Origin of the sequence: Acinetobacter sp. ABJ_C4_1 (assembly GCF_044538495.1) — a bacterium.
Taxonomy (GTDB): Bacteria; Pseudomonadota; Gammaproteobacteria; order Pseudomonadales; family Moraxellaceae; genus Acinetobacter; species Acinetobacter nosocomialis_A.
In genome coordinates this window covers 478,189-497,441 of record NZ_JBIUCQ010000002.1, presented here as the reverse complement: position 1 = coordinate 497,441, position 19,253 = coordinate 478,189, and the positions used below count along the sequence as shown (strand labels likewise).

General features: G+C 38.4%; 18 protein-coding genes. 8 read left to right on the top strand and 10 right to left on the bottom strand.

The window, feature by feature from the left end; translation table 11 throughout:
* Positions 1 to 79 precede the first annotated feature (79 nt).
* Genes ACIF8R_RS05295 through ACIF8R_RS05275 form a run of 5 tightly spaced genes read right to left on the bottom strand, consistent with a single transcriptional unit; the run spans position 80 to position 6,593 of the window.
* Positions 80 to 982: a hydroxymethylglutaryl-CoA lyase gene (locus ACIF8R_RS05295; RefSeq protein ID WP_396479497.1), complete on the bottom strand. Its 903-nt coding sequence runs from the start codon at positions 980 to 982 to the stop codon at positions 80 to 82.
* Positions 979 to 2,970 carry an acetyl/propionyl/methylcrotonyl-CoA carboxylase subunit alpha gene (locus ACIF8R_RS05290; RefSeq protein WP_396479495.1) on the bottom strand — a complete coding sequence of 664 codons (1,992 nt, stop codon included), beginning with the start codon at positions 2,968 to 2,970 and terminating at the stop codon, positions 979 to 981. Before ACIF8R_RS05290 ends, ACIF8R_RS05295 begins: the two co-directional genes overlap by 4 nt.
* 11 nt (positions 2,971 to 2,981) lie before the next feature.
* Positions 2,982 to 3,785, bottom strand: a complete 804-nt coding sequence (locus ACIF8R_RS05285; RefSeq protein WP_396479493.1) for an enoyl-CoA hydratase/isomerase family protein — start codon at positions 3,783 to 3,785, stop codon at positions 2,982 to 2,984.
* A gap of 9 nt (positions 3,786 to 3,794) precedes the next feature.
* Positions 3,795 to 5,396: a carboxyl transferase domain-containing protein gene (locus tag ACIF8R_RS05280; RefSeq protein WP_016141378.1), complete on the bottom strand. Its 1,602-nt coding sequence runs from the start codon at positions 5,394 to 5,396 to the stop codon at positions 3,795 to 3,797.
* Between the two features lie 24 nt (positions 5,397 to 5,420).
* Complete coding sequence (locus ACIF8R_RS05275) at positions 5,421 to 6,593, bottom strand: isovaleryl-CoA dehydrogenase (RefSeq protein ID WP_396479491.1); 1,173 nt, start codon at positions 6,591 to 6,593, stop codon at positions 5,421 to 5,423.
* Positions 6,594 to 6,737: 144 nt separating this feature from the next.
* Between ACIF8R_RS05275 and ACIF8R_RS05270 the strand changes: the two genes are divergently transcribed.
* The 4 genes from ACIF8R_RS05270 (at position 6,738) to ACIF8R_RS05255 (ending at position 11,429) form a co-directional block, all read left to right on the top strand.
* Positions 6,738 to 7,355 (top strand): TetR/AcrR family transcriptional regulator, encoded by a 618-nt coding sequence (locus ACIF8R_RS05270; RefSeq protein WP_396479489.1) that lies wholly within the window; start codon positions 6,738 to 6,740, stop codon positions 7,353 to 7,355.
* Between the two features lie 110 nt (positions 7,356 to 7,465).
* Entirely contained in the window at positions 7,466 to 9,160 is a 1,695-nt protein-coding gene (locus tag ACIF8R_RS05265; RefSeq protein ID WP_396479487.1) for an AMP-binding protein, read from the top strand.
* Between the two features lie 71 nt (positions 9,161 to 9,231).
* Positions 9,232 to 9,903 (top strand): SAM-dependent methyltransferase, encoded by a 672-nt coding sequence (locus ACIF8R_RS05260; RefSeq protein WP_396479485.1) that lies wholly within the window; start codon positions 9,232 to 9,234, stop codon positions 9,901 to 9,903.
* A 242-nt stretch (positions 9,904 to 10,145) separates the two neighbouring features.
* On the top strand, positions 10,146 to 11,429 hold the full coding sequence (locus tag ACIF8R_RS05255; protein ID WP_396479537.1) for a DcaP family trimeric outer membrane transporter: 1,284 nt from the start codon (positions 10,146 to 10,148) through the stop codon (positions 11,427 to 11,429).
* Between the two features lie 46 nt (positions 11,430 to 11,475).
* Here the strand turns inward: ACIF8R_RS05255 and ACIF8R_RS05250 are convergent, their stop codons facing one another.
* Positions 11,476 to 12,714, bottom strand: a complete 1,239-nt coding sequence (locus ACIF8R_RS05250) for an SGNH/GDSL hydrolase family protein (protein WP_396479483.1) — start codon at positions 12,712 to 12,714, stop codon at positions 11,476 to 11,478.
* 111 nt (positions 12,715 to 12,825) lie between these two features.
* Between ACIF8R_RS05250 and ACIF8R_RS05245 the strand changes: the two genes are divergently transcribed.
* Complete coding sequence (locus ACIF8R_RS05245) at positions 12,826 to 13,731, top strand: LysR family transcriptional regulator (protein WP_396479481.1); 906 nt, start codon at positions 12,826 to 12,828, stop codon at positions 13,729 to 13,731.
* Positions 13,732 to 13,735: 4 nt separating this feature from the next.
* Here the strand turns inward: ACIF8R_RS05245 and ACIF8R_RS05240 are convergent, their stop codons facing one another.
* On the bottom strand, positions 13,736 to 14,023 hold the full coding sequence (locus tag ACIF8R_RS05240; protein ID WP_263613470.1) for a hypothetical protein: 288 nt from the start codon (positions 14,021 to 14,023) through the stop codon (positions 13,736 to 13,738).
* A 968-nt stretch (positions 14,024 to 14,991) separates the two neighbouring features.
* Here ACIF8R_RS05240 and ACIF8R_RS05235 point away from each other — a divergent pair.
* Positions 14,992 to 15,138, top strand: a complete 147-nt coding sequence (locus ACIF8R_RS05235) for a hypothetical protein (RefSeq protein WP_263613471.1) — start codon at positions 14,992 to 14,994, stop codon at positions 15,136 to 15,138.
* Positions 15,139 to 15,403: 265 nt separating this feature from the next.
* Entirely contained in the window at positions 15,404 to 15,832 is a 429-nt protein-coding gene (locus ACIF8R_RS05230) for a hypothetical protein (RefSeq protein ID WP_396479479.1), read from the top strand.
* 234 nt (positions 15,833 to 16,066) lie between these two features.
* On the opposite strand, the gene surA1 is transcribed toward ACIF8R_RS05230, so the two are convergent.
* From surA1 to ACIF8R_RS05215, 3 genes are all read right to left on the bottom strand, one after another.
* Positions 16,067 to 16,384, bottom strand: coding sequence for a surface antigen protein 1 (gene surA1, locus ACIF8R_RS05225; protein ID WP_000132044.1), 318 nt, complete (start codon positions 16,382 to 16,384; stop codon positions 16,067 to 16,069).
* A gap of 104 nt (positions 16,385 to 16,488) precedes the next feature.
* Positions 16,489 to 16,710 (bottom strand): hypothetical protein, encoded by a 222-nt coding sequence (locus tag ACIF8R_RS05220; RefSeq protein ID WP_000108365.1) that lies wholly within the window; start codon positions 16,708 to 16,710, stop codon positions 16,489 to 16,491.
* Between the two features lie 285 nt (positions 16,711 to 16,995).
* Positions 16,996 to 17,475 carry a CinA family protein gene (locus ACIF8R_RS05215; RefSeq protein WP_396479477.1) on the bottom strand — a complete coding sequence of 160 codons (480 nt, stop codon included), beginning with the start codon at positions 17,473 to 17,475 and terminating at the stop codon, positions 16,996 to 16,998.
* A 315-nt stretch (positions 17,476 to 17,790) separates the two neighbouring features.
* On the opposite strand from ACIF8R_RS05215, the gene ACIF8R_RS05210 reads away from it, so the two are divergent.
* The gene (locus ACIF8R_RS05210) at positions 17,791 to 19,200 is read left to right on the top strand and encodes an iron-containing redox enzyme family protein (RefSeq protein WP_396464291.1); all 1,410 of its coding nucleotides are present in this window, start codon (positions 17,791 to 17,793) and stop codon (positions 19,198 to 19,200) included.
* The last annotated feature ends 53 nt before the right edge of the window (positions 19,201 to 19,253 follow it).

The following is a 19,253-nucleotide window of genomic DNA, read 5'->3' as shown; positions in this document are numbered from 1 at the left end:
TAAAAATGAGATAGGATGATCTGGTACTTCGCCTAATATTAAGCTTTATACCAGATGTTGAGCTATTTTAATTTATTGACTAGATATACTTGGTTTGCCAATACGCATTTGCATAATTAGACAAGCTTTTTCGGTTTAATACATTGCTAATATTTTGGCTGGCTTGCATCAGTTTTTCTAAGTCAATGCCAGTTTCAAAGCCCATGTGTGACAGCAAATAAAACAGATCTTCGGTCGATATATTACCAGAAGCACCTTTGGCATAAGGGCAACCGCCAAGTCCTGCAAGAGATGAATCAAAAACACGAATGCCTTGTTGTAAAGACTGATAAATATTGGCAATCGCCATGCCATAGGTATTGTGGAAATGCCCAGCCAAAACCTTGCTGTCGAGTTCAGCGAGGCATGCTTGCCAAACCTTTTGAACGCGATCTGGTGTTGCTGTGCCAATAGTTTCACCTAAAGACACCTCATAGCAGCCCATGTCATAGAGCCGTTTCACAACTTTTACGACTTGTTCAGGAGCAATTGCACCTTCATAAGGACAGTCGACAACACAAGAGACATAACCGCGTACACGGATGTTATGTGCTTTGGCTGCGGCCATGACATCGCTAAACTTCTCAAAGCTTTCTTCGATTGAGCAGTTAATATTTTTACGTGTAAAGCTTTCAGAAGCTGCGGTAAATACCGCAACTTCTTTGCATCCTACCGCTTGAGCAGTTTCAAAACCTTTGATATTGGGGGTAAGCAAGCTAAATTGCACATCGGTTGTTTGGGGTAATAACTTAAATAGCTCGTCACTTTGAGCCATTTGCGGCACCCATTTTGCCGAAACGCATGAACCCACTTCAATTGATTTTAGGCCTGCATTAATTAGGTCATTAATAAAGTTTAAGCGTTGTTCGACGGTTAAAGCCTGCTTTTCATTTTGGAGGCCATCTCTGGGACCGACCTCCACGATTTTGACAAACTCACTCATGCAACTTCCTCCTGTGCAGGCTGAAATTCCACAAGCTCGTCGCCAGCTTTGACCTGATCACCGACTTGGAAGTAAGAATCTACAATCACGCCATCTTTAGGCGCACGAATGGTATATTCCATTTTCATGGCTTCAAGCGTCATTAAAATATCGTCTTTCTTCACGCTATGATTTGCACTTACTAGCACTTGCGTAACCACACCCGGCATTGGTGCTTTTAGGTGGCCTTCATCGGCTTGGCTATCTGCTTGATTAAAGTCTTGGCGAATATAAGCAAACTTATAGCTCTGTCCATTTTGGAACAAGGTAATGTCTTGCTGACTTTGGTTAAAAGACAGCTTTTGCTTAGATCCACCAATTTGAACAGACACCGTATGCGCATCAATCAATTGGCCAGAAATCGGGTAGCTTTGACCGTTATATTCTGCGGTGAAGCCACCTTCATTTGAGGCAAATTTAATTTGGATATTTTGATTTAAATAATTCAGTTTAATACTGTGCTGATAGGCAATATTTAAACGCCAAAGTGGTTGAGCCTGCCAAAGCTGTTTTTGGCTTGAGCTGTTGTTATTAAGTTTACTTAGAAATTCAATAAATGCTGCTGCAACTACAAGTTCAGGTTTGATATCTTCAGGGCTAAACAAGAAGTTTTGTTCACGTTGAATCAGGTTAGTATCAAGCTTGGCTTGTTTAAACGATTCGCTACGAACAATTTTTTCAAGAAAAGCAATGTTGTTACCTAAACCATCGACATGGAATTGGCTTAAAGCGTGCTGCATTTGAATGAGCGCAGCTTCACGGTTTTTACCCCATACAATGAGTTTGGCAATCATTGGGTCGTAATAGGTCGTGATTTCATCGCCTTCAACAATACCGCTGTCCACACGTACATATTGGTTTTGAGTTGGATAGTGCAAATAGTCAATTTTACCAATGGCAGGTAAAAAACCTTTTTCAGGTTCTTCGGCGTAGATCCGTGCTTCAAGCGCATGACCGTGAATTTGCAATTCGTTTTGTAGTTTAGGTAAAGGTTCACCATAAGCCACACGGAGTTGCCACTCAACCAAGTCTTCACCTGTAATCATTTCGGTGACAGGGTGTTCGACTTGTAAACGTGTATTCATTTCCATGAAATACGCCGTACCATCTTGTTCCACAATAAACTCAACCGTACCTGCGCCAACATAATTTACCGCACGTGCAGCATCAATTGCCGCTTGGCGCATTGCATTGAGCTTTTCGCTTGGCATTTGTGGAGCAGGGGCTTCTTCTAGCACTTTTTGGTGACGGCGTTGTACGGAACAATCACGTTCAAACAAATGCACGTAGTTGCCATGTGTATCGCCAAACACTTGAACTTCAATATGGCGTGGTTGAATCACATAACGCTCAATCAAGACATCATCATTACCAAAGCTCGATTTAGCTTCACGTTTACAAGAAGCTAAGGCATGCAGAAAGTCTTCACTGCGTTCAACCAGACTCATGCCTTTACCGCCGCCACCAGCACTGGCTTTAATTAAAACTGGATAGCCAATTCGGTCTGCCTGTTGTTTTAAAAAGTCGGCATCTTGGTTGGTTCCGTGATAACCCGGTGTTAAAGGAACACCTGCTTTTTCCATTAAAGCCTTAGAGGTCGCTTTTAAACCCATTGCTAAAATGGCATCCACTGGTGGGCCAATAAAGCAAATGTTGTGTTGTTGGCAAGCGAGTGCAAATTGATCATTTTCAGAAAGGAAGCCGTAGCCCGGATGAACCGCTTGGCTGCCTGTATCAATCGCTGCTTGAATAATACGATCAACCTGTAAATAACTTTGAGTTGCAGGGGACTGACCAATATAAACCGCTTCATCTGCAAGTTTGACGTGTTGTGCATTTGCGTCTGCATCTGAGTAAACGGCAACCGTTGCAATCCCTAATTTTTTAGCTGTACGAATCACACGGCAGGCAATCTCGCCACGGTTCGCAATTAAAATCTTTTCAAACATGATGATCGTCCTTAATTGTTGTTATTCGAGTTAGAAACCCAAGCAGGCTGTTGTTTATTTAAAAAGGCACTCAGACCTTCTTTTGCCTCGCTGCCTTGACGAACTTGAGCAATATGATGTGCTGTCTGTTGCAGCAAGTCATTGCTCATGGTCTGGTTGCTCACCATTTGAATGAGTTGTTTTGATGCCGCTTGAGCATGCGGGCCGCCGAGTAATAGAGCATCAACAATTTCTTGAACTTTTTTATCTAAGTCTTCTGCATCTGCCACTTCATGTGCCAAGCCAATGTGTTTAGCATCACGTGCTGAAATTCGCTCGGCAGTTAAGAAATAACGAGAGGCTTGTCTTGCGCCAATTGCACGAATCACATAGGGACTAATGGTAGATGGAGCAAGCCCTAAACGAACCTCAGAAGTTGCAAACTTGGCATCAGTGCTGGCAATGCAAATATCACATGCTGACGCTAAACCCATGCCGCCACCAAAAGCAATGCCATGCACACGAGCAATAGTCGGTTGTTTAAGCGTTGCGAGTGCATCAAGCATTTGTGCAAGTTTTAATGCATCTGCTTCATTTTCTGCTGAAGATGCCTGACCTGCCTGTTTCATCCAGTTGAGGTCGGCACCTGCCGAAAAGCTTTTGCCGCGACCGGCTAGAACCACTACACGAACATCATCACGCGTATTAATTTGTTTAAAGCAGGCATGTAGTTCTTCAATGACTGTTGTATTAAATGCATTGTGCAATTCAGGGCGATTCAGCCAAACATAGGCAACCTGACCTTGTTGTTCAAGTTGTAAAAATTGATAGCTCATATACACCTCTTACATACGGAACACGCCAAATTTGGTTGGCTGGATTGGAGCGTTCATGGCAGCAGCTAAACTTAAACCAAGTACCTGACGAGTTTGCGCTGGGTCGATTACACCGTCATCCCAAAGTCGGGCAGAAGCATAGTATGGATGGCCTTGACGCTCGTATTGTTCACGAATGGGTTGTTTAAACTCGTCTTCTTCTTGTGCTGACCACTCGGCACCTTTTTGCTCAATTTGATCTCGTTTTAAAGTCGAGAGTACGCTTGCTGCTTGCTCGCCGCCCATCACTGAAATACGAGAGTTTGGCCAAGTCCATAAAAAGCGTGGTGAATAAGCACGGCCACACATGCCGTAGTTACCCGCACCAAATGAACCGCCAATAATTAGGGTGAGTTTTGGTACATTTGCGGTTGCAACTGCCATAACCAATTTAGCGCCGTTTTTTGCAATCCCTTCATTTTCATACTGGCGACCGACCATAAAGCCAGTAATGTTTTGTAGGAATAACAATGGAATATTGCGCTGTGTGCATAGCTCAATAAAGTGCGCACCTTTTTGTGCAGACTCAGAAAATAAAATCCCATTATTGGCAATAATGCCGACAGGCATACCATAGAGTGAAGCAAAACCGGTAATCAATGTCGAACCAAAGCGTGCTTTGAACTCATCAAAACGTGAGCCGTCTACAATACGGGCAATGACTTCACGCACATCGAAAGGTTTACGCGCATCACTTGGCACCACACCATAGAGTTCCGACGCATCAAACAATGGTTCATCAACTTGTTTATTTAAGTCATTTGGCTTTTTATTTAAATTCGCAACAATGTTTCGTGCAATCGCAATTGCATGTTCATCATTTTCAGCTAAATGATCAGCCACTCCTGAAAGACGTGTGTGAACATCACCACCACCTAAATCTTCACTGCTAACCACTTCGCCAGTCGCAGCTTTCACCAGAGGAGGGCCACCTAAGAAAATCGTACCTTGGTTGCGGACAATAATGGTTTCATCAGACATGGCAGGCACATATGCACCACCTGCGGTACAGCTCCCCATCACCACAGCAATTTGGGCAATACCTAGGCTCGACATGCGTGCCTGATTATAGAAAATACGCCCGAAGTGATCGCGGTCTGGGAAAACCTCATCTTGCATTGGTAAATAAGCACCGCCTGAATCTACTAAATAAATACAAGGCAAGTGATTTTGTTCGGCAATTTCTTGTGCGCGTAAATGCTTTTTAACCGTAAGTGGGTAATACGTTCCACCTTTAACCGTTGCATCGTTGGCAACAATCATGCAAGTTACGCCGTTGACCTGACCAATACCAGCAATCACACCCGCAGCAGGAACATCATCTTCATAAACGTTGTACGCTGCCAATTGACCAATTTCTAAAAATGCTGTGCCGACGTCAATGAGTTGATCAATACGTTCACGGGGTAAAAGTTTACCTCGAGCCAGATGTTTTTGACGGGCATTTTCGCCACCACCTAAAGCAATACGCTGGGCAACTTGTTTGAGATCTGTGACCAATGTTTGCATGGCTTGCTGGTTTGTTTTGAAGTCTTCGCTTCGAACATTAATCTTGCTTTGTAATTGGTTCATAAGATGCGTCCTTATTTATAATTATTATTTGGTTTCATTAAAGAGTTCGCGGCCAATCAACATGCGGCGAATTTCAGAAGTTCCCGCGCCAATTTCATAAAGTTTTGCATCGCGCCATAAACGGCCAGCAGGGAATTCATTGATATAACCGTTACCACCTAAAGTTTGAATTGCTTCACCCGCCATCCATGTTGCTTTTTCGGCAGCATATAAAATGGCACTTGCGGCATCTTTACGTAGGCTGCGGTCATGATCCGCTTTGTCGCAGGCAGCACCAACCGCATAAACGAGAGCTTTACATGCCAACCATGTTGAATACATATCGGCAAGTTTACCTTGCATAAGCTGGAATTCACCTAAAGCCTGACCAAACTGTTCACGTTGATGTAAGTAAGGAATCACCACATCTAAGCAAGCATCCATAATGCCTAAAGGTCCTGCACTTAAAACTGCTCGCTCATAGTCCAAACCACTCATGAGTACTTTAACCCCGTTACCCACACCACCAAGTACGTTTTCAGCAGGGACTTCTACATTGTCAAAGAATAGGGGGTAAGTGTTAGAGCCGCGCATACCGAGTTTGTCTAAGTGGTTGCCGTGACTAAAGCCTTTCATGCCTTTTTCAATCAAGAATGCGGTCATGCCTTTCGGACCAGCTTGTGGATCAGTTTTAGCGTAAACGACCAGTACATCTGCATCGCCACCGTTGGTAATCCACATTTTTGAACCGTTTAAAACAAAGTGATCACCTTTTTGCTCGGCGCGTAATTTCATACTGACAACATCGGAACCTGCATTTGGCTCAGACATGGCAAGTGCACCCACATATTCACCGGAAATTAATTTTGGTAAATACTTTTGTTTCTGCTGCTCGTTACCGTTACGGTTAATTTGGTTTACACATAAATTAGAATGAGCACCATAAGAAAGACCAATGGCTGCCGAAGCACGGGAAATTTCTTGCATGGCAATAATATGAGCTAAATACCCCATATTGGCACCGCCATATTCTTCAGAAACCGTCATGCCTAAAAGGCCCATATCTCCGAATTTTTTCCAGAGATGTGCAGGGAATTTGTTGTCTTGATCAACTTGTTGGGCAATTGGTGCAATTTCCTTTGCACAAAATGCGGCTACCGAATCTTGAAGCGCAATTAAAGTTTCATCTATACCGAAATTCAAGCTGCGTAGGTTCATGATATTTTCATCCTATTGGTTATATTTGTTGTCCATAAAATATTTTGTGGGTATTTGATAATTACCATACAATGATTTTTTGAAAAAGTGAATACAGATTCATAAAATGATTTACAATTCATTTTATTTGTTAGAGAATAAATTATGAGCTATAAACGATCATCTTTAATGCAAGAGCGAATGGAGCAAAATCGAAAATCGATTTTGAGTTCAGCCAGAAAAATAATTTCAGAGGGAGGATTCAAAGACGCACAAATACAAACAATTGCAGAGCAAGCGGGTGTATCTAGTGGACTGGTTTATCGCTACTTCGATAATAAAAGCCAAGTGCTAATAGAAGTTTTGTCTGATGCCATTAATACAGAACTATTGGTGATTGAATCGATTACCGAAAGTGAGTTATCGGCAAAGCAGAAATTACACAAGGCGGTGGCAACCTTTGTGAAACGGGCACTGAATAGTCCTCAGCTTGCATATTCACTCATGTTTGAACCCGTCGATTCAACGGTTGAACATGAGCGTTTTCGTGTGAAGCAATTGATTAAACAAAGTATTAAAAAAATACTTGCGGATGGAAATGCAAGTGGTGAGTTTGTCTTGGATGATTTAAACACAGCAGCACTTTGTGTAGTCGGTGCCATGACTTATGTGGTGGTTGAACCCTTAGACCCAGCTCAAAATACAAAGTTTGATCATGCGCATAAAGACTATTTTTCAAAACAGATTGCTGACTTTTGTGTAGATGCTGTGCAGAGGAAATAGAGCATATAAAGGATAAAACAACACAAAAAAGGCGGTTTAGAAAAATAGTTGCAGTAACAACAATTAGATCAGGTAAGAAGAGAATTAGAAGAATCAAGGAGAATGATTCAATGCAACAAGAACGGTTAAGCTACGCCTCGGGACCAAGCACACAGCCCTTATTGGGTATGACCATTGGTGAACAATTTGATCAGGCCTGTCGGCAATATGCTGAAAAGGAAGCAATCGTTAGTTTTCATCAAAACAGACGATTAACCTATAAAGCTTTACAGGATGAAGTAAATGCTTTTGCTTGTAGCCTTTTAAAATTGGGATTAAAAAAAGGTGATCGATTAGCGATCTGGTCGCCTAACTGTGTGGAATGGACAGTTACCCAATTTGCAGCCTTTAAAGCAGGGATTATTTTAGTCAACCTGAATACAGCTTATAAAAGCCATGAACTTGAATATGTGTTGAATAAAGTCTCATGCAAAGGATTGATTATTGCTTCTCAATTCAAAACGACTGATTACCAAGAACTACTCACAAAAATTGCCCCTGAGTTAACCAACAGTTTAGATAAAGTGCTGAATTCAGCGCGACTGCCACATTTAAAATTTGTCATTAAAATTGATGAACAACAACATAAGGGTATTTATCGCTTTAGTGATTTAGTCAACACACCAACTTCTGAACAGCTAGAACAATTAAAACAATTAGCGAAGCAACATCAGTTTGATGAAACCATTAATATCCAATTTACCTCAGGTACAACAGGTAACCCTAAAGGAACCATGTTGACCCATCACAATATTTTAAATAATGGTTATTTTGTCGGTGAAGGCATTCGCCTAACACCTCAAGATAAAGTCTGTATTTCTGTGCCTTTGTTTCATTGTTTCGGTATGGTGATGGGGAATCTAGCATGCGTTACGCATGGTTCAACCATGGTCTATCCATCAGCCGTATTTAATCCTTTAGAAACTTTAAAAGCGATTCATCAAGAACGTTGCACGGCAGCTTATGGTGTACCAACCATGTTTATTGCAACCCTAGAACATGAACAGTTTAATGAGTTTGATCTGTCGAGTTTAAGAACGGGCATTATGGCAGGCAGTCCTTGTCCACGTGAAATTATGCAGCGTGTCATAGACCGAATGCATATGTCGGAAATTACCATTTGTTATGGCATGACTGAAACTTCGCCAGTGAGTGTACAAAGTTCGGTAAACGATTCAATCGATAAACGAGTCAGCACAGTTGGGCATGTTCATCCGCATGTTGAAATTAAAATTGTCGATTTAGAAGGACAAATTGTTCCGCAAGGCACATTGGGTGAGTTATGCGTTCGTGGTTATTCAGTGATGGCCGGTTATTGGGGTGAAGAGGAAAAGACCCGTGAAGTGATAGATGCTGCTGGTTGGATGCATACGGGTGATATTGCCGAGATGGATCAAGACGGTTTTATTAAAATTAAAGGCCGTATTAAAGATGTGGTGATTCGTGGTGGGGAAAATCTCTTTCCAAAAGAAATTGAAGACTTTTTATATACCCATCCAGATGTAAGCGATGTACAGGTGATTGGCTTGCCAGATGCGAAATATGGCGAAGAACTCTGTGCTTGTATTATTTTGCATGAACATCATCAAATTGATGAAGACAGCATTCGCCAATTCTGCAAAGAGCACATTTCTCATAATAAAGTGCCGCGTTATGTCCGATTCTTTAATGAGTTTCCAATGACTGCTTCTGGCAAAGCCCAAAAGTTTAAATTGCAGGAAATTATGCGAGCTGAACTTAATTTAACTGGAAATGTCTTTGACTAAAGAAGCCGAAAGCCTGTTCAAAGTGCAGCAAACTATAAATTAAAAGGCAGTTTAAATAGAGGATAAGCAAAATGGCAAAAGACTTTAATAGCCCAAAGGTAGTCGAAGGATATGACGAACATATTCGTAAATTAATTCCAGGTTATGAAGTCATCCATCAACAGGTGGATGCCATTTTGCAATCGCTGTTGAAACCTAATGCTCATATCTTAATTGTGGGCTGTGGTACGGGGTATGAACTTGAATATTTACTTAAGCGACATCCGAACTGGAAATTTACAGCAGTTGATCCATCTTTAACCATGCTGCAAAAAGCTCAGGAGCAGGTGGAGATTTTAGGTAAATCTGCCCAAGTCACTTTTGTTCACGGTGAAACTTCAGCTTTGCCTCTCGAGAGTTCCTTTGATGCTGCACTTTCTATTCTTGTGGCGCATTTCGTTGCCGATGACGTAAAGCCTGCATTCTTTAAAGATATTTATGATCGCTTAACAGAAAAGGCAGTTTTGCTTACTTATGACCTCATGACCTGTATAAACCCAAAGCAACTTCAAGCATTACGTTATTTGTGCTTGGCACAAGGTCTAACAGAAGAACAATGTCAAAAAATGTTGGAGCGTATGGTGGAGGACTTTTTTAGCCTAACCACTGAGGGGTATATAAAACTTTTGCAAAAAACTGGCTTTGAAAGCGTACAGCCTTATACGCAAATTTTGACTTATCAGGGGTTTATTGCAAAAAAATAATACTATTGGGGAATATAAATAAGTGTTTAAAACCGAATATTCTCAATGTGGAAGAGAATATAAAAAGTGAAAAATTAAAAAGTTGCTTTTGCTGCACTAGGGAGGATGGGGCTAAAAATATGAGGGAACGTCTTTCTTGTGAAAGAAAGGCAAATTTTCAAGGATCTATTTTAGATAGGTACATAACAAAAAGGATGTCGAGACTTTTAAGACTACTTAAAGGTCTAAAGGAAAATTTCATGATGAAAATTTTAAATACAACGATTCAAAAAAGCTTGTTGGCAGTTTCTGTGACTCTGCTTATGTCTTCTGCTTTTGCAGGCCAAGTAAACCCTGAAATAGAGCAACTTCGCCAAGAAATAAAAGAACTACGAGCTATGCTACAAATTAATATGGAGGCTCAAAAATCTTTAGCTCAAAAAAGAGTAGAACAAGCTGCTCCTCTAGTTACTCAAGCTCCACAACCTATACAGCAAACATTAACTAAATCTGGTGCAGAATTTAACTTATACGGTTATATACGAGCAGATGCTTCTTATCAAATTAAGGGTGCATCTAGCATGTATAACAATATTAGCGGCGTTCCTCTTGAAAATACGCCAGAAGAATCTGCACAGAAAGACCAGTTGCACAGTACGGTTTATGTGACCCGTTTCGGATTGAATTTTAAAACACCGACAACTGCTGGTGATGTGGGTGGAAAATTGGAAATGGACTTCTTTGGGGCTGCCACGCGTGATCAGTTTCGTATACGCCATGCTTATTTAACTTTTGATAAATGGTTGATTGGTCAAACATGGTCGACATTTATTGCACCTGAATATTACCCAGAAACGATTGATGCAGGAACATTTGTAGGCAGTGCCTTACTTAGATCGCCAATGGTTCGCTATAGCGATAATTTAACGGCAAATACAAGTTTTGCAGTATCAGTTGAAGACCCGAAATATACAGCGGCAACAGACCCAGATAACAAAATGCGTTTACCTGCTTTAGTGGGGCGCTTGAATCATAAATTTGCCAATGGTTCGATGCTTTCAGGCCGTAGTTTTGTTGCAGAAAAAAGAACCAATAATGACAGTGAGTGGGCTTGGGGCGTAGGTTTCGGTGGTAAATACCAAATGACACCAGATACTTTGCTCAAGGCTGATTATTACCATGTTAAAGGCGATGGGCGTTTCTTATTGTGGAGCAATAGTGGCTATGCAATAGATGAGCAGAACAACATGCATAGCAATGAATTTGATACGGTTTCTTTAGGTATAACTCATCAATTTACGCCAAAAATTCGCTCGACTTTAGCTTATGGCTATATGAAGGCCAAAGATGATAACCGTTTTGCTGAATTACAGCATAATAGTACGACTCAAAACAAAGAGCTTTGGCAAGGCTGGGTAAATACGATGTATAACCCATACAAACCAATTACCTTAGGTGTTGAGTATGTATATGGCGAACGAGAAACTTTCGATGGTCGTAACGGGATTGATAACCGCTTTAACATGATAGCGAGTTACGATTTCTAAATAGTTATTCCCATCAGGTGAATAGGTTCACCTGATGGAGCAATTATTAATTTTTAATAATCTGGTCTAACTGTACCAATTCTGCCATGTGTTGATTACCGTGGTCATTGGGGTGTAAGTGATCGCCCGAATCATAAATTGGATTTAACCGATTGGGATGTATTGGATCTTTTAAACCTTCATCAAGATCAAGTACACCATCAAAGGTATGGCTAGTTCTTATCCAGTGGTTGATGCGCTGACGTAATTGATCTTTATTCGGTTGATAGTAATTATCTAAAGGCGTATTGGGTAAAGCACCAGAAAACGGAAGTAAAGTTGCACCAATCACCTGAATACCTTGTTTGTGAGCTTCTCTCACAACACGTTGATAACCTTTAGTTAAGGCTTCAAAAGAAGGTATTTGCTGTTTAGGAGCAAAGGCTGTACCGGGCCATGAAATGTCATTTATACCAATCAAAACAATTAAAGTTTTAACACCAGAATATTGAAATACTTCACTGTTTAAACGTTTTAAAACGCTATCGCCCATACCATCGGTAAGTAATCGATTTCCTGAAATTCCGCTATTAATCACGGCTACTTGGTGTACTGATAAACGTTTCGCTAAAAAATCGGTCCACCTGCTATTAGCGTCTAAAGTTGCAGTGGCCCCATCGGTAATTGAGTCTCCAATAACAGCAACCACCTGAGCTTTCTGATTGGGTTTTACTTCTATTGCTGATAGTAATAATCGCGCCGTTGTCGTTTTAGCATTAGTTGGCGCAGTTAAATTTGTTGTCTGATTTCCAGTAATGAGCCAACTGGTTTGTTTAGCATCCCAATGGAAAGTTTTAAAAGTTGTTGGTTTTTGAATAAAGCTATTTACCACCAATTGAGTGTGGTCGGGAACGGCTAACTCGATTGGATCACTCACCAGTTGTTTGCCTGGTAAAATTTTTGCTTTAAGTTGACCAGAAAAATAAACAGGATAGGTGCTCTTAGATTTCAGGCTTGCTGCGTTCGCTAAACCAATTGTTGTTTGATCTATATAAAGTGGTTGCTCGCCATATTGATTGGTAAAAACAAGCCGAACAGCTTCACCACCTAAACTAATTTGGCTTACCTGCCTAATTGTTTGGTTGGATATTTGCTCTGGAATAAGGGTTGGAAAAACGAAGTCTTTATTCCAGACTTTTTGAGGACTCGCAGACCAAGTGGTAATCCACTGATGCTTTGGTACTTTAGCTTGTGTAACGCTCGTAAATAAAGCCAAAGAAAATAGGGTGGCTTGATAAAGTTTCATCTCGTGAACTCTTTAAAACAAATTAAAGGTATCTTGAAATAAATTGATGCCTTGTTATAGCGGGCTAAGCGGAATAAGATTTGTGAATACAATTCATAAATAAATTTTGTTATGTCTTATTTTGATATAAATCGATCTGGCGAGTTGGCAATTTTTATACGTGTGGTCGAGCTTGGAAGTTTTTCAGCCGTAGCAAGGGCATGTGATATGACGCCGTCTGCGGTCAGTAAGTTAATTTCCCGTTTAGAAAAAAGACTTGGTGTCAGATTATTGAACCGTTCAACACGTCAGTTCCAGCTTACGAGTGAAGGATGCCAGTTTTATGAGCAAGGTCTTCAAATACTCAATAATTTAGATGAACTTGAACAATCCGTTACCGCAAATCATATACCGAAAGGGCGAATTAGAATCCATACCAGTCTTTCATATTGGACTCACTTTTTATTACCGTGTATTTCCTTATTTAATCAGCGCTACCCACAAATTGAGTTAGAGGCTCATTTGAGTGACGAAGTCATTAATTTGGTTGAGCAAAGAATTGATGTTGCAATTCGGACAGGACCATTAAAAAGTTCCAATTTGGTGGCTCGCTCACTCGGTAGTACACATAAAGTTTATGTATGTTCACCCGCATACATTGAACAGCATGGTTGCCCCAGACATCCAGATGAACTGCATGAACATCAGCTTTTAGATGTAAGTTATCAGCGCCAGAACAAAACTTGGCTATTTAAAAAAGCAGATCAGGAAATTAAGCTAACCCCCTCTAGAGTTTTGAAAGTAAACCACGGTGAAGCAATTTTACAGTTGGTACTGGCAGGTGTTGGTATTGCTCAACTCAATGAATTTCAAATCCAAAAAGCATTACAGCAAAAACAACTCGTCAAAATTCTTGAAGACTGGAATATTCATGCTTCTGAAGAGTTTCATGCTGTTTGGATTGGTCATGATAAATATGTCCCTAATCGTGTACGTGCATTTTTAGATTTTTTGGTAGAGCATGCTCCTATAGATTAGTACACTATTTTCTTGCGCTAAATTGGCACTGTTGCATTGTTTTATTCATGGTTTCTACAAAATTCATTTTGGTATCAATGTTCTGCAAACTCACTTTTGGTAAGCTTTCCACAAACTGTGGCGAATAGTGCTGCTCTAACGAGTTATAAATACAATTACACTGTGAAAGGTCATGTCCCGCCCACACACAACGCGTATTAAATTCATTTTTACTCATGGGTCTACAGCCCATTAGATTTAAAACACTGATTGTAAGAAGGCTCACCAAAACAAAACGATAGAGAAAAAACATTATTGTTACTCTGCATAGGTTGTTGTTATCGTTAAGTGATGTTGATAGAAGTTCTAATCTTTATGATGTGGTATTTGTATACATAAAACTTTTGATCCCAACTTATATAGATGGGTAGGCAAAAGGATTAAGTAAACAATTTTTGAACTCTATATAAGGTTTTTATTTTCGAGGGATGAGTAGAGCGATCTCTAAAAAATGCCTGAATAAATAAAAGATGTCTAATGTAAGTAAGATCAATAAGAGAATGTAAAAAATATAGAATAATAGTCATGAGTGACTCCTTGATTAAAAGAAGTTACGCCCACTCATTGCTAATCATTATGGTGGTGAAACGAAAGGGGGTTAGCAGACTGATACCTAAGAAACCAGCACACCCGAAGGTGTCCCACTCTCGTTCCTCCATCAAAGGCACGAGGGGCTTCACACCAAAAAACATGTTTTTAGTGCACTTAGGTAGACGGTCTGCTAAAACCGACTGACAAAATTTGTCAGCGCGAGCATCATAAGCTGAGCATTGGAGTGGGTCAATTGCAAAAATAAAAGATTGATTTATATAAATTGATATAAATATTTACCTGTTTTTATTTAGAAAATAGAAAAATTAAAAAATATTATATGACTATAACTAATTTTTATTTTACTGGCGGTGTCGTTTTTTAATCATATATATCAAATATTTATTAATTGTTTATTTATATAGTATATCAATGCCGTTAATTAGATGTGTTGTTTGGCTAAACTATTTAATAATTCGATTTTTATAATTTGGGCTATGGAGTATATCCACTGCTTGCCAAAAAATAACCAAAATTTCAATTGCAAGAAATATAATTTTATTAATCATATTTTAGGGTTTTTACATAAGCTTGCATAATCTACAAAAGTTAAGAGAACCACTGCGGTAGGCCAACATAAGATAATGTTATTCATAAACCTACATTTTAATATTTATAAAGGTGATCTAAATGGTAAGAATCTTTTGTGCAGTGAGTATGGTGCTTGCAATTGCTATGGGTATGAGCGCTTGCCAAGACCGCAATTCAAGAAATGATGGAATGCATGAAGCAAGTGATCCAGCAGCACCTCATGATATGAATAGAAACTCACAATAATTAGTTTTTCTTAAAAAAGCCTGCTTATTAAGTGGGCTTTTTTTATAGGTATTTTATCTAGGAAAGAAAGCATATTAAAAATTAAATACAAGAAAATATAATATTAATCAATTAATTATGTGGGGTTGGTGGTCTGGGGTGCTAGTGTTTCTGAATTGTTGCAAACTAAATATATCTTTTCAAAAAGTTAATAAAACAAACACAATAGCTTACTTATATTCATCCAAAATTCATTTTAGTAATAATGAACTATAAAGGTAAGGATATGCCCCAATATTTAAAAATAGCTGAGAAAATATATCAAAATGTTAAAGAAAAAAAGGGTTTTACGGATGAACCGATGGAAGATCTTAACAATTTGATGATTGAGCTCAGACATGAAATAAAGGGGACACAGCTTAAGCTTTTATATAATTATATTGATTTCGCTGAGCTGTTAATTAAGCCTTTACAAGAGTCAAAAATTAAATTGGATTTAAGTCTTATTCCTAAAAGTAAGAATACACAGGAGTTTGTACTTTGGCTTGCTGGTTTTATTGAACGGATTACAACAGGTGGGCAAGAGAAATTACCCCCAATTCAGGCCAAAATTACATTACCAGCCTATGCTTATGAGGAAAATTATCCTTCGCAGAAAAAGCCGGTAAATAATGGTGAAGAAATAATTGAATATTTTAAGAAAAATCAAAATTGATTTTAAAGAAAACCTGACTTGATGATTTAAGTCAGGTTTTTATTTTGATAAGCCAGTAATTATGGATATTCAAGGGGACAGATATGTTTATGTATTTTTACAGATGGTACTTGCATTAACGATTTTGAGATTTATGGCGTAAAAGCAAAACGTGAGCAAAGCAAAAACAATAAAAAAGCCTATTTCCCAGGGCCAATAGGAAATAAGCTTATAGCTTTGGACCGTTTGAGGGCGTTAAATGTCATCCCATGCATCTTTAATGGCTTGTTTCGCGTGTTCCCATTTTAAGCGAGACTCAGCTTTGAGTTCTTCCCATTTTTGCTGCAAACTACCTTCCATGTCTTCAAACTGAGTTCCTTCCTTAGATTCAGAACGAGCCCGATGACCAAGTTCATAAGCAGCAGAAAAATCACGATCATAATCTAGATCTGGTGTTGTTAATTGCGCTTCTTGGTAATAAGGTCGGGTAAGATAGCTTTCACGCCAGCGAGAGTCAGAATAGTTATGATCGCCAGCTACTAGTTGAGCATGATCTGTATTTTGATCTGTCATCAGAATTCCCTCATATTTTATTGAATTTTATGCTTATATTAGATTTAGGAAGGTGAGATCACCTTCCTAAATGATCGACCGCATCAAAGAACAACTACAAACGATTAACGTTGTTGGTTGTTATTTGAATTTTGTTGACCAGAATCTTTTTGGTTAGATCCTTGTTGTTGGCCGCGGTTATCATTTTGCTGTTGTTGCTGATTATTTTGTTGCTGTTGATCGTTTTGCTGTTGGTTACCGTGTTGTTGTTGATTACGGTTGTCATTTTGCTGTTGTTGCTGTTGCTGATTATTGCGTTGATTTGCTTGATTATTAGTAGTGCTCATTTTTAATTACCTCATATCAATTATGACGATGTGTTTTATCTGAGAGCTTCAGATAGGGTTATTAAAACATGTAGCTTTTAAATGTGTAGGGTAGGGGTGTTACCCTATATTTAAATGTAAATTTAAAAACTATCAATTTTAAATAACTTACTGATTTTTAGTGAATGTGTTTTTTAGTCATAAACATTATTAATATGAATGTTTAAAAAATTACATTTCAGCAAATAATATTTAAGAAAGATAATAAATATTTCCAAATGTATATTTGTTAACTTTTTATATAATTTAAGAGGCTTTTTCATCTAATATAATAAGTTTTATATCTTGAGTAATATAGTACGTCAACTTTCTAAGTTTTAAAAAGGCTGTTCCTTTTAAAACACGTCTAAAATTATAAAAATTGTTTTTATAATATATTGAATAAAAGAACGTTCCTACAGGTTTTTCCTCTGTTTCAGAACCCCCTTTTTTTAAGAGACCTGTGCAGGCAACATACAGGTCAGCATGCAAAAGTTCTTTTCCTTTTTTAATCATTTCAACAGTCACTTGCATCGATTCAGCTGTATATTTTTCAATAAGTTGCTCTGAAATGTGTAGGGTGTTTTCCTTTACACGAAGGTCATAACTTACAAGACTACCTATAAGAATATCTCCAGAATAAGGACTCAAAGAGAAACGATAAGCAAGATAGCCAGCAGAAGCGCTTTCAAAAAAAGCAATTTTAATTTTTTCATCTGCTAATAATTTGCAACATAAATTAAACATTTTAATTCTCCATTTAATTGTTTTTAAAATGTTATAAAACTATTTAACTGTTTGCTTTGTTATTTTTTTAATGTTTATAATTTTGATGGTGAAATTAATGTAAATTTAGATTAAGTTTTTCAAATTTTATATAAAAACAGCAGCTTAAATAATTCTAAAAGTTTAAATGTAATTTTGCGTTAATTTGTATATCTTTGAATTTTTTTGATTTATGTGGTTTGTCTTAATTTTTAATAACGCAAAATAACAAACTTAAAACTTGATTATAGTTCGGGTGACGTATGGTAATTGATATCTCACAAACGGAGAATGAAAATGCCTGTTGTAGTGAAAAAAAGATTATTAGACTTATTACAAGATAATCAACAAAATTATTATGAATTATTCGTTTTTTTTCTTGATCCTGATGTTTCGAGTTTTGAGAAAGAGAAAAAGGCAAGAGATTTTCTGATTAAAGAGATTGAAAAATTAGAGATGAAGGAAATAGATTTTCCTTCAGATATCAATTCGATTAAAACATGGTGTGAGAACGATAATAAAAAAAATTGTCAGGAATTTCAGGCATATTTAAACCGTAGGCAAGCTGGTCAGGATCGAGAGTATTTTCAGAATGTTGCTCAGGCGTTTGAATTTCTCATAAAAGTATCGCCGACTAAAAAGGTCGATGGTGCATGGTTATATAGCTCAGTGCATTATTGGAATGATCCAGTCTTTCATGAGCTCATTATTACTTATTTGGAAGAACTTGGTTTAGGTGAACCGAAAGCGAACCATGTCTGTATTTATGATGATCTTTTACGTAGTCTTGGACTCGACAGTTTCGATTTGCTTTTAGAAGACGAATACTATCATCAAGCAGTCGTTCAGCTAGCACTAGGGTATGCACCACCTGAGTTTATTCCTGAGATGGTTGGTTTTAATTTAGGATATGAACAGCTTCCACTGCATCTTTTAATTTCAAATTATGAGCTTGCCGAATTAGGCATTGATTCTAAATATTTTAATCTACATATCACCATTGATAACATTGACAATGGCCATGCCCATAAAGCCATTAAAGTTATTGAAGATATTTACAACAAATACAGAGATAAAGAGCTTTTCTTTACCAAGTTAAAACAAGGTTTTGCCTTGAATAACCGTGGTGAATCTTCCTCAAATATTATCAAGAATTTAAGTCTTGAAGACTTTGTTCATAAAATTTTGAAAAGAAAAGCACTTGTCGGGCAGCTAATTCATAACGAAACCAGACAGTTTGGCTGCAAAACCATTAATCAGTGGCTATCAAACCCTGATGATATTGCAGGTTTGATCACTCATTTAACAGAACAGAAATGGATTAAGTTTAATACCGATCCTGAACAGAGCGTGTTCTGGCGGATGATTAATGAAGAAAATGGAAAAATGTTTGGGGTATTTAACCCTGTAGAGCGCCAAATTATTCATGACTGGATTGCTGGTAGTGATCATTCCTCTAACTTCTTGGCATACAGCAGAGAACTAAAAAATAGCCAACGTATTCAGGACTATTTATTTAGCTATATCTCTGATGGCGAGCTTGATGCACTGCAAGAGCGCGTGCTGCAATCAAGCGATCTTGCAATAAAAATATGCAAACTTACCCCATTTCTAGCCCCCGATTCTCATCATAAAAGTATTGGTCTTTGGAGTACTCGTAAATACGTAGAACTTCTTTTTCCTTATTTAGGTACGTTTAAAAACTAGTTTGATAAACGTTTTCAACTTCAACCCCAAGTTTAACTTTCAAAACATAGGTA

Excerpts from the sequence above, each read along its gene's own strand:
- ACIF8R_RS05295 (WP_396479497.1), bottom strand. The coding sequence starts at position 982 with ATGAGTGAGTTTGTCAAAATCGTGGAGGTCGGTCCCAGAGATGGCCTC.
- ACIF8R_RS05290 (WP_396479495.1), bottom strand. The coding sequence starts at position 2,970 with ATGTTTGAAAAGATTTTAATTGCGAACCGTGGCGAGATTGCCTGCCGT.
- ACIF8R_RS05285 (WP_396479493.1), bottom strand. The coding sequence starts at position 3,785 with ATGAGCTATCAATTTTTACAACTTGAACAACAAGGTCAGGTTGCCTAT.
- ACIF8R_RS05280 (WP_016141378.1), bottom strand. The coding sequence starts at position 5,396 with ATGAACCAATTACAAAGCAAGATTAATGTTCGAAGCGAAGACTTCAAA.
- ACIF8R_RS05275 (WP_396479491.1), bottom strand. The coding sequence starts at position 6,593 with ATGAACCTACGCAGCTTGAATTTCGGTATAGATGAAACTTTAATTGCG.
- ACIF8R_RS05270 (WP_396479489.1), top strand. The coding sequence starts at position 6,738 with ATGAGCTATAAACGATCATCTTTAATGCAAGAGCGAATGGAGCAAAAT.
- ACIF8R_RS05265 (WP_396479487.1), top strand. The coding sequence starts at position 7,466 with ATGCAACAAGAACGGTTAAGCTACGCCTCGGGACCAAGCACACAGCCC.
- ACIF8R_RS05260 (WP_396479485.1), top strand. The coding sequence starts at position 9,232 with ATGGCAAAAGACTTTAATAGCCCAAAGGTAGTCGAAGGATATGACGAA.
- ACIF8R_RS05255 (WP_396479537.1), top strand. The coding sequence starts at position 10,146 with ATGAAAATTTTAAATACAACGATTCAAAAAAGCTTGTTGGCAGTTTCT.
- ACIF8R_RS05250 (WP_396479483.1), bottom strand. The coding sequence starts at position 12,714 with ATGAAACTTTATCAAGCCACCCTATTTTCTTTGGCTTTATTTACGAGC.
- ACIF8R_RS05245 (WP_396479481.1), top strand. The coding sequence starts at position 12,826 with ATGTCTTATTTTGATATAAATCGATCTGGCGAGTTGGCAATTTTTATA.
- ACIF8R_RS05240 (WP_263613470.1), bottom strand. The coding sequence starts at position 14,023 with ATGTTTTTTCTCTATCGTTTTGTTTTGGTGAGCCTTCTTACAATCAGT.
- ACIF8R_RS05235 (WP_263613471.1), top strand. The coding sequence starts at position 14,992 with ATGGTAAGAATCTTTTGTGCAGTGAGTATGGTGCTTGCAATTGCTATG.
- ACIF8R_RS05230 (WP_396479479.1), top strand. The coding sequence starts at position 15,404 with ATGCCCCAATATTTAAAAATAGCTGAGAAAATATATCAAAATGTTAAA.
- surA1 (WP_000132044.1), bottom strand. The coding sequence starts at position 16,384 with ATGACAGATCAAAATACAGATCATGCTCAACTAGTAGCTGGCGATCAT.
- ACIF8R_RS05220 (WP_000108365.1), bottom strand. The coding sequence starts at position 16,710 with ATGAGCACTACTAATAATCAAGCAAATCAACGCAATAATCAGCAACAG.
- ACIF8R_RS05215 (WP_396479477.1), bottom strand. The coding sequence starts at position 17,475 with ATGTTTAATTTATGTTGCAAATTATTAGCAGATGAAAAAATTAAAATT.
- ACIF8R_RS05210 (WP_396464291.1), top strand. The coding sequence starts at position 17,791 with ATGCCTGTTGTAGTGAAAAAAAGATTATTAGACTTATTACAAGATAAT.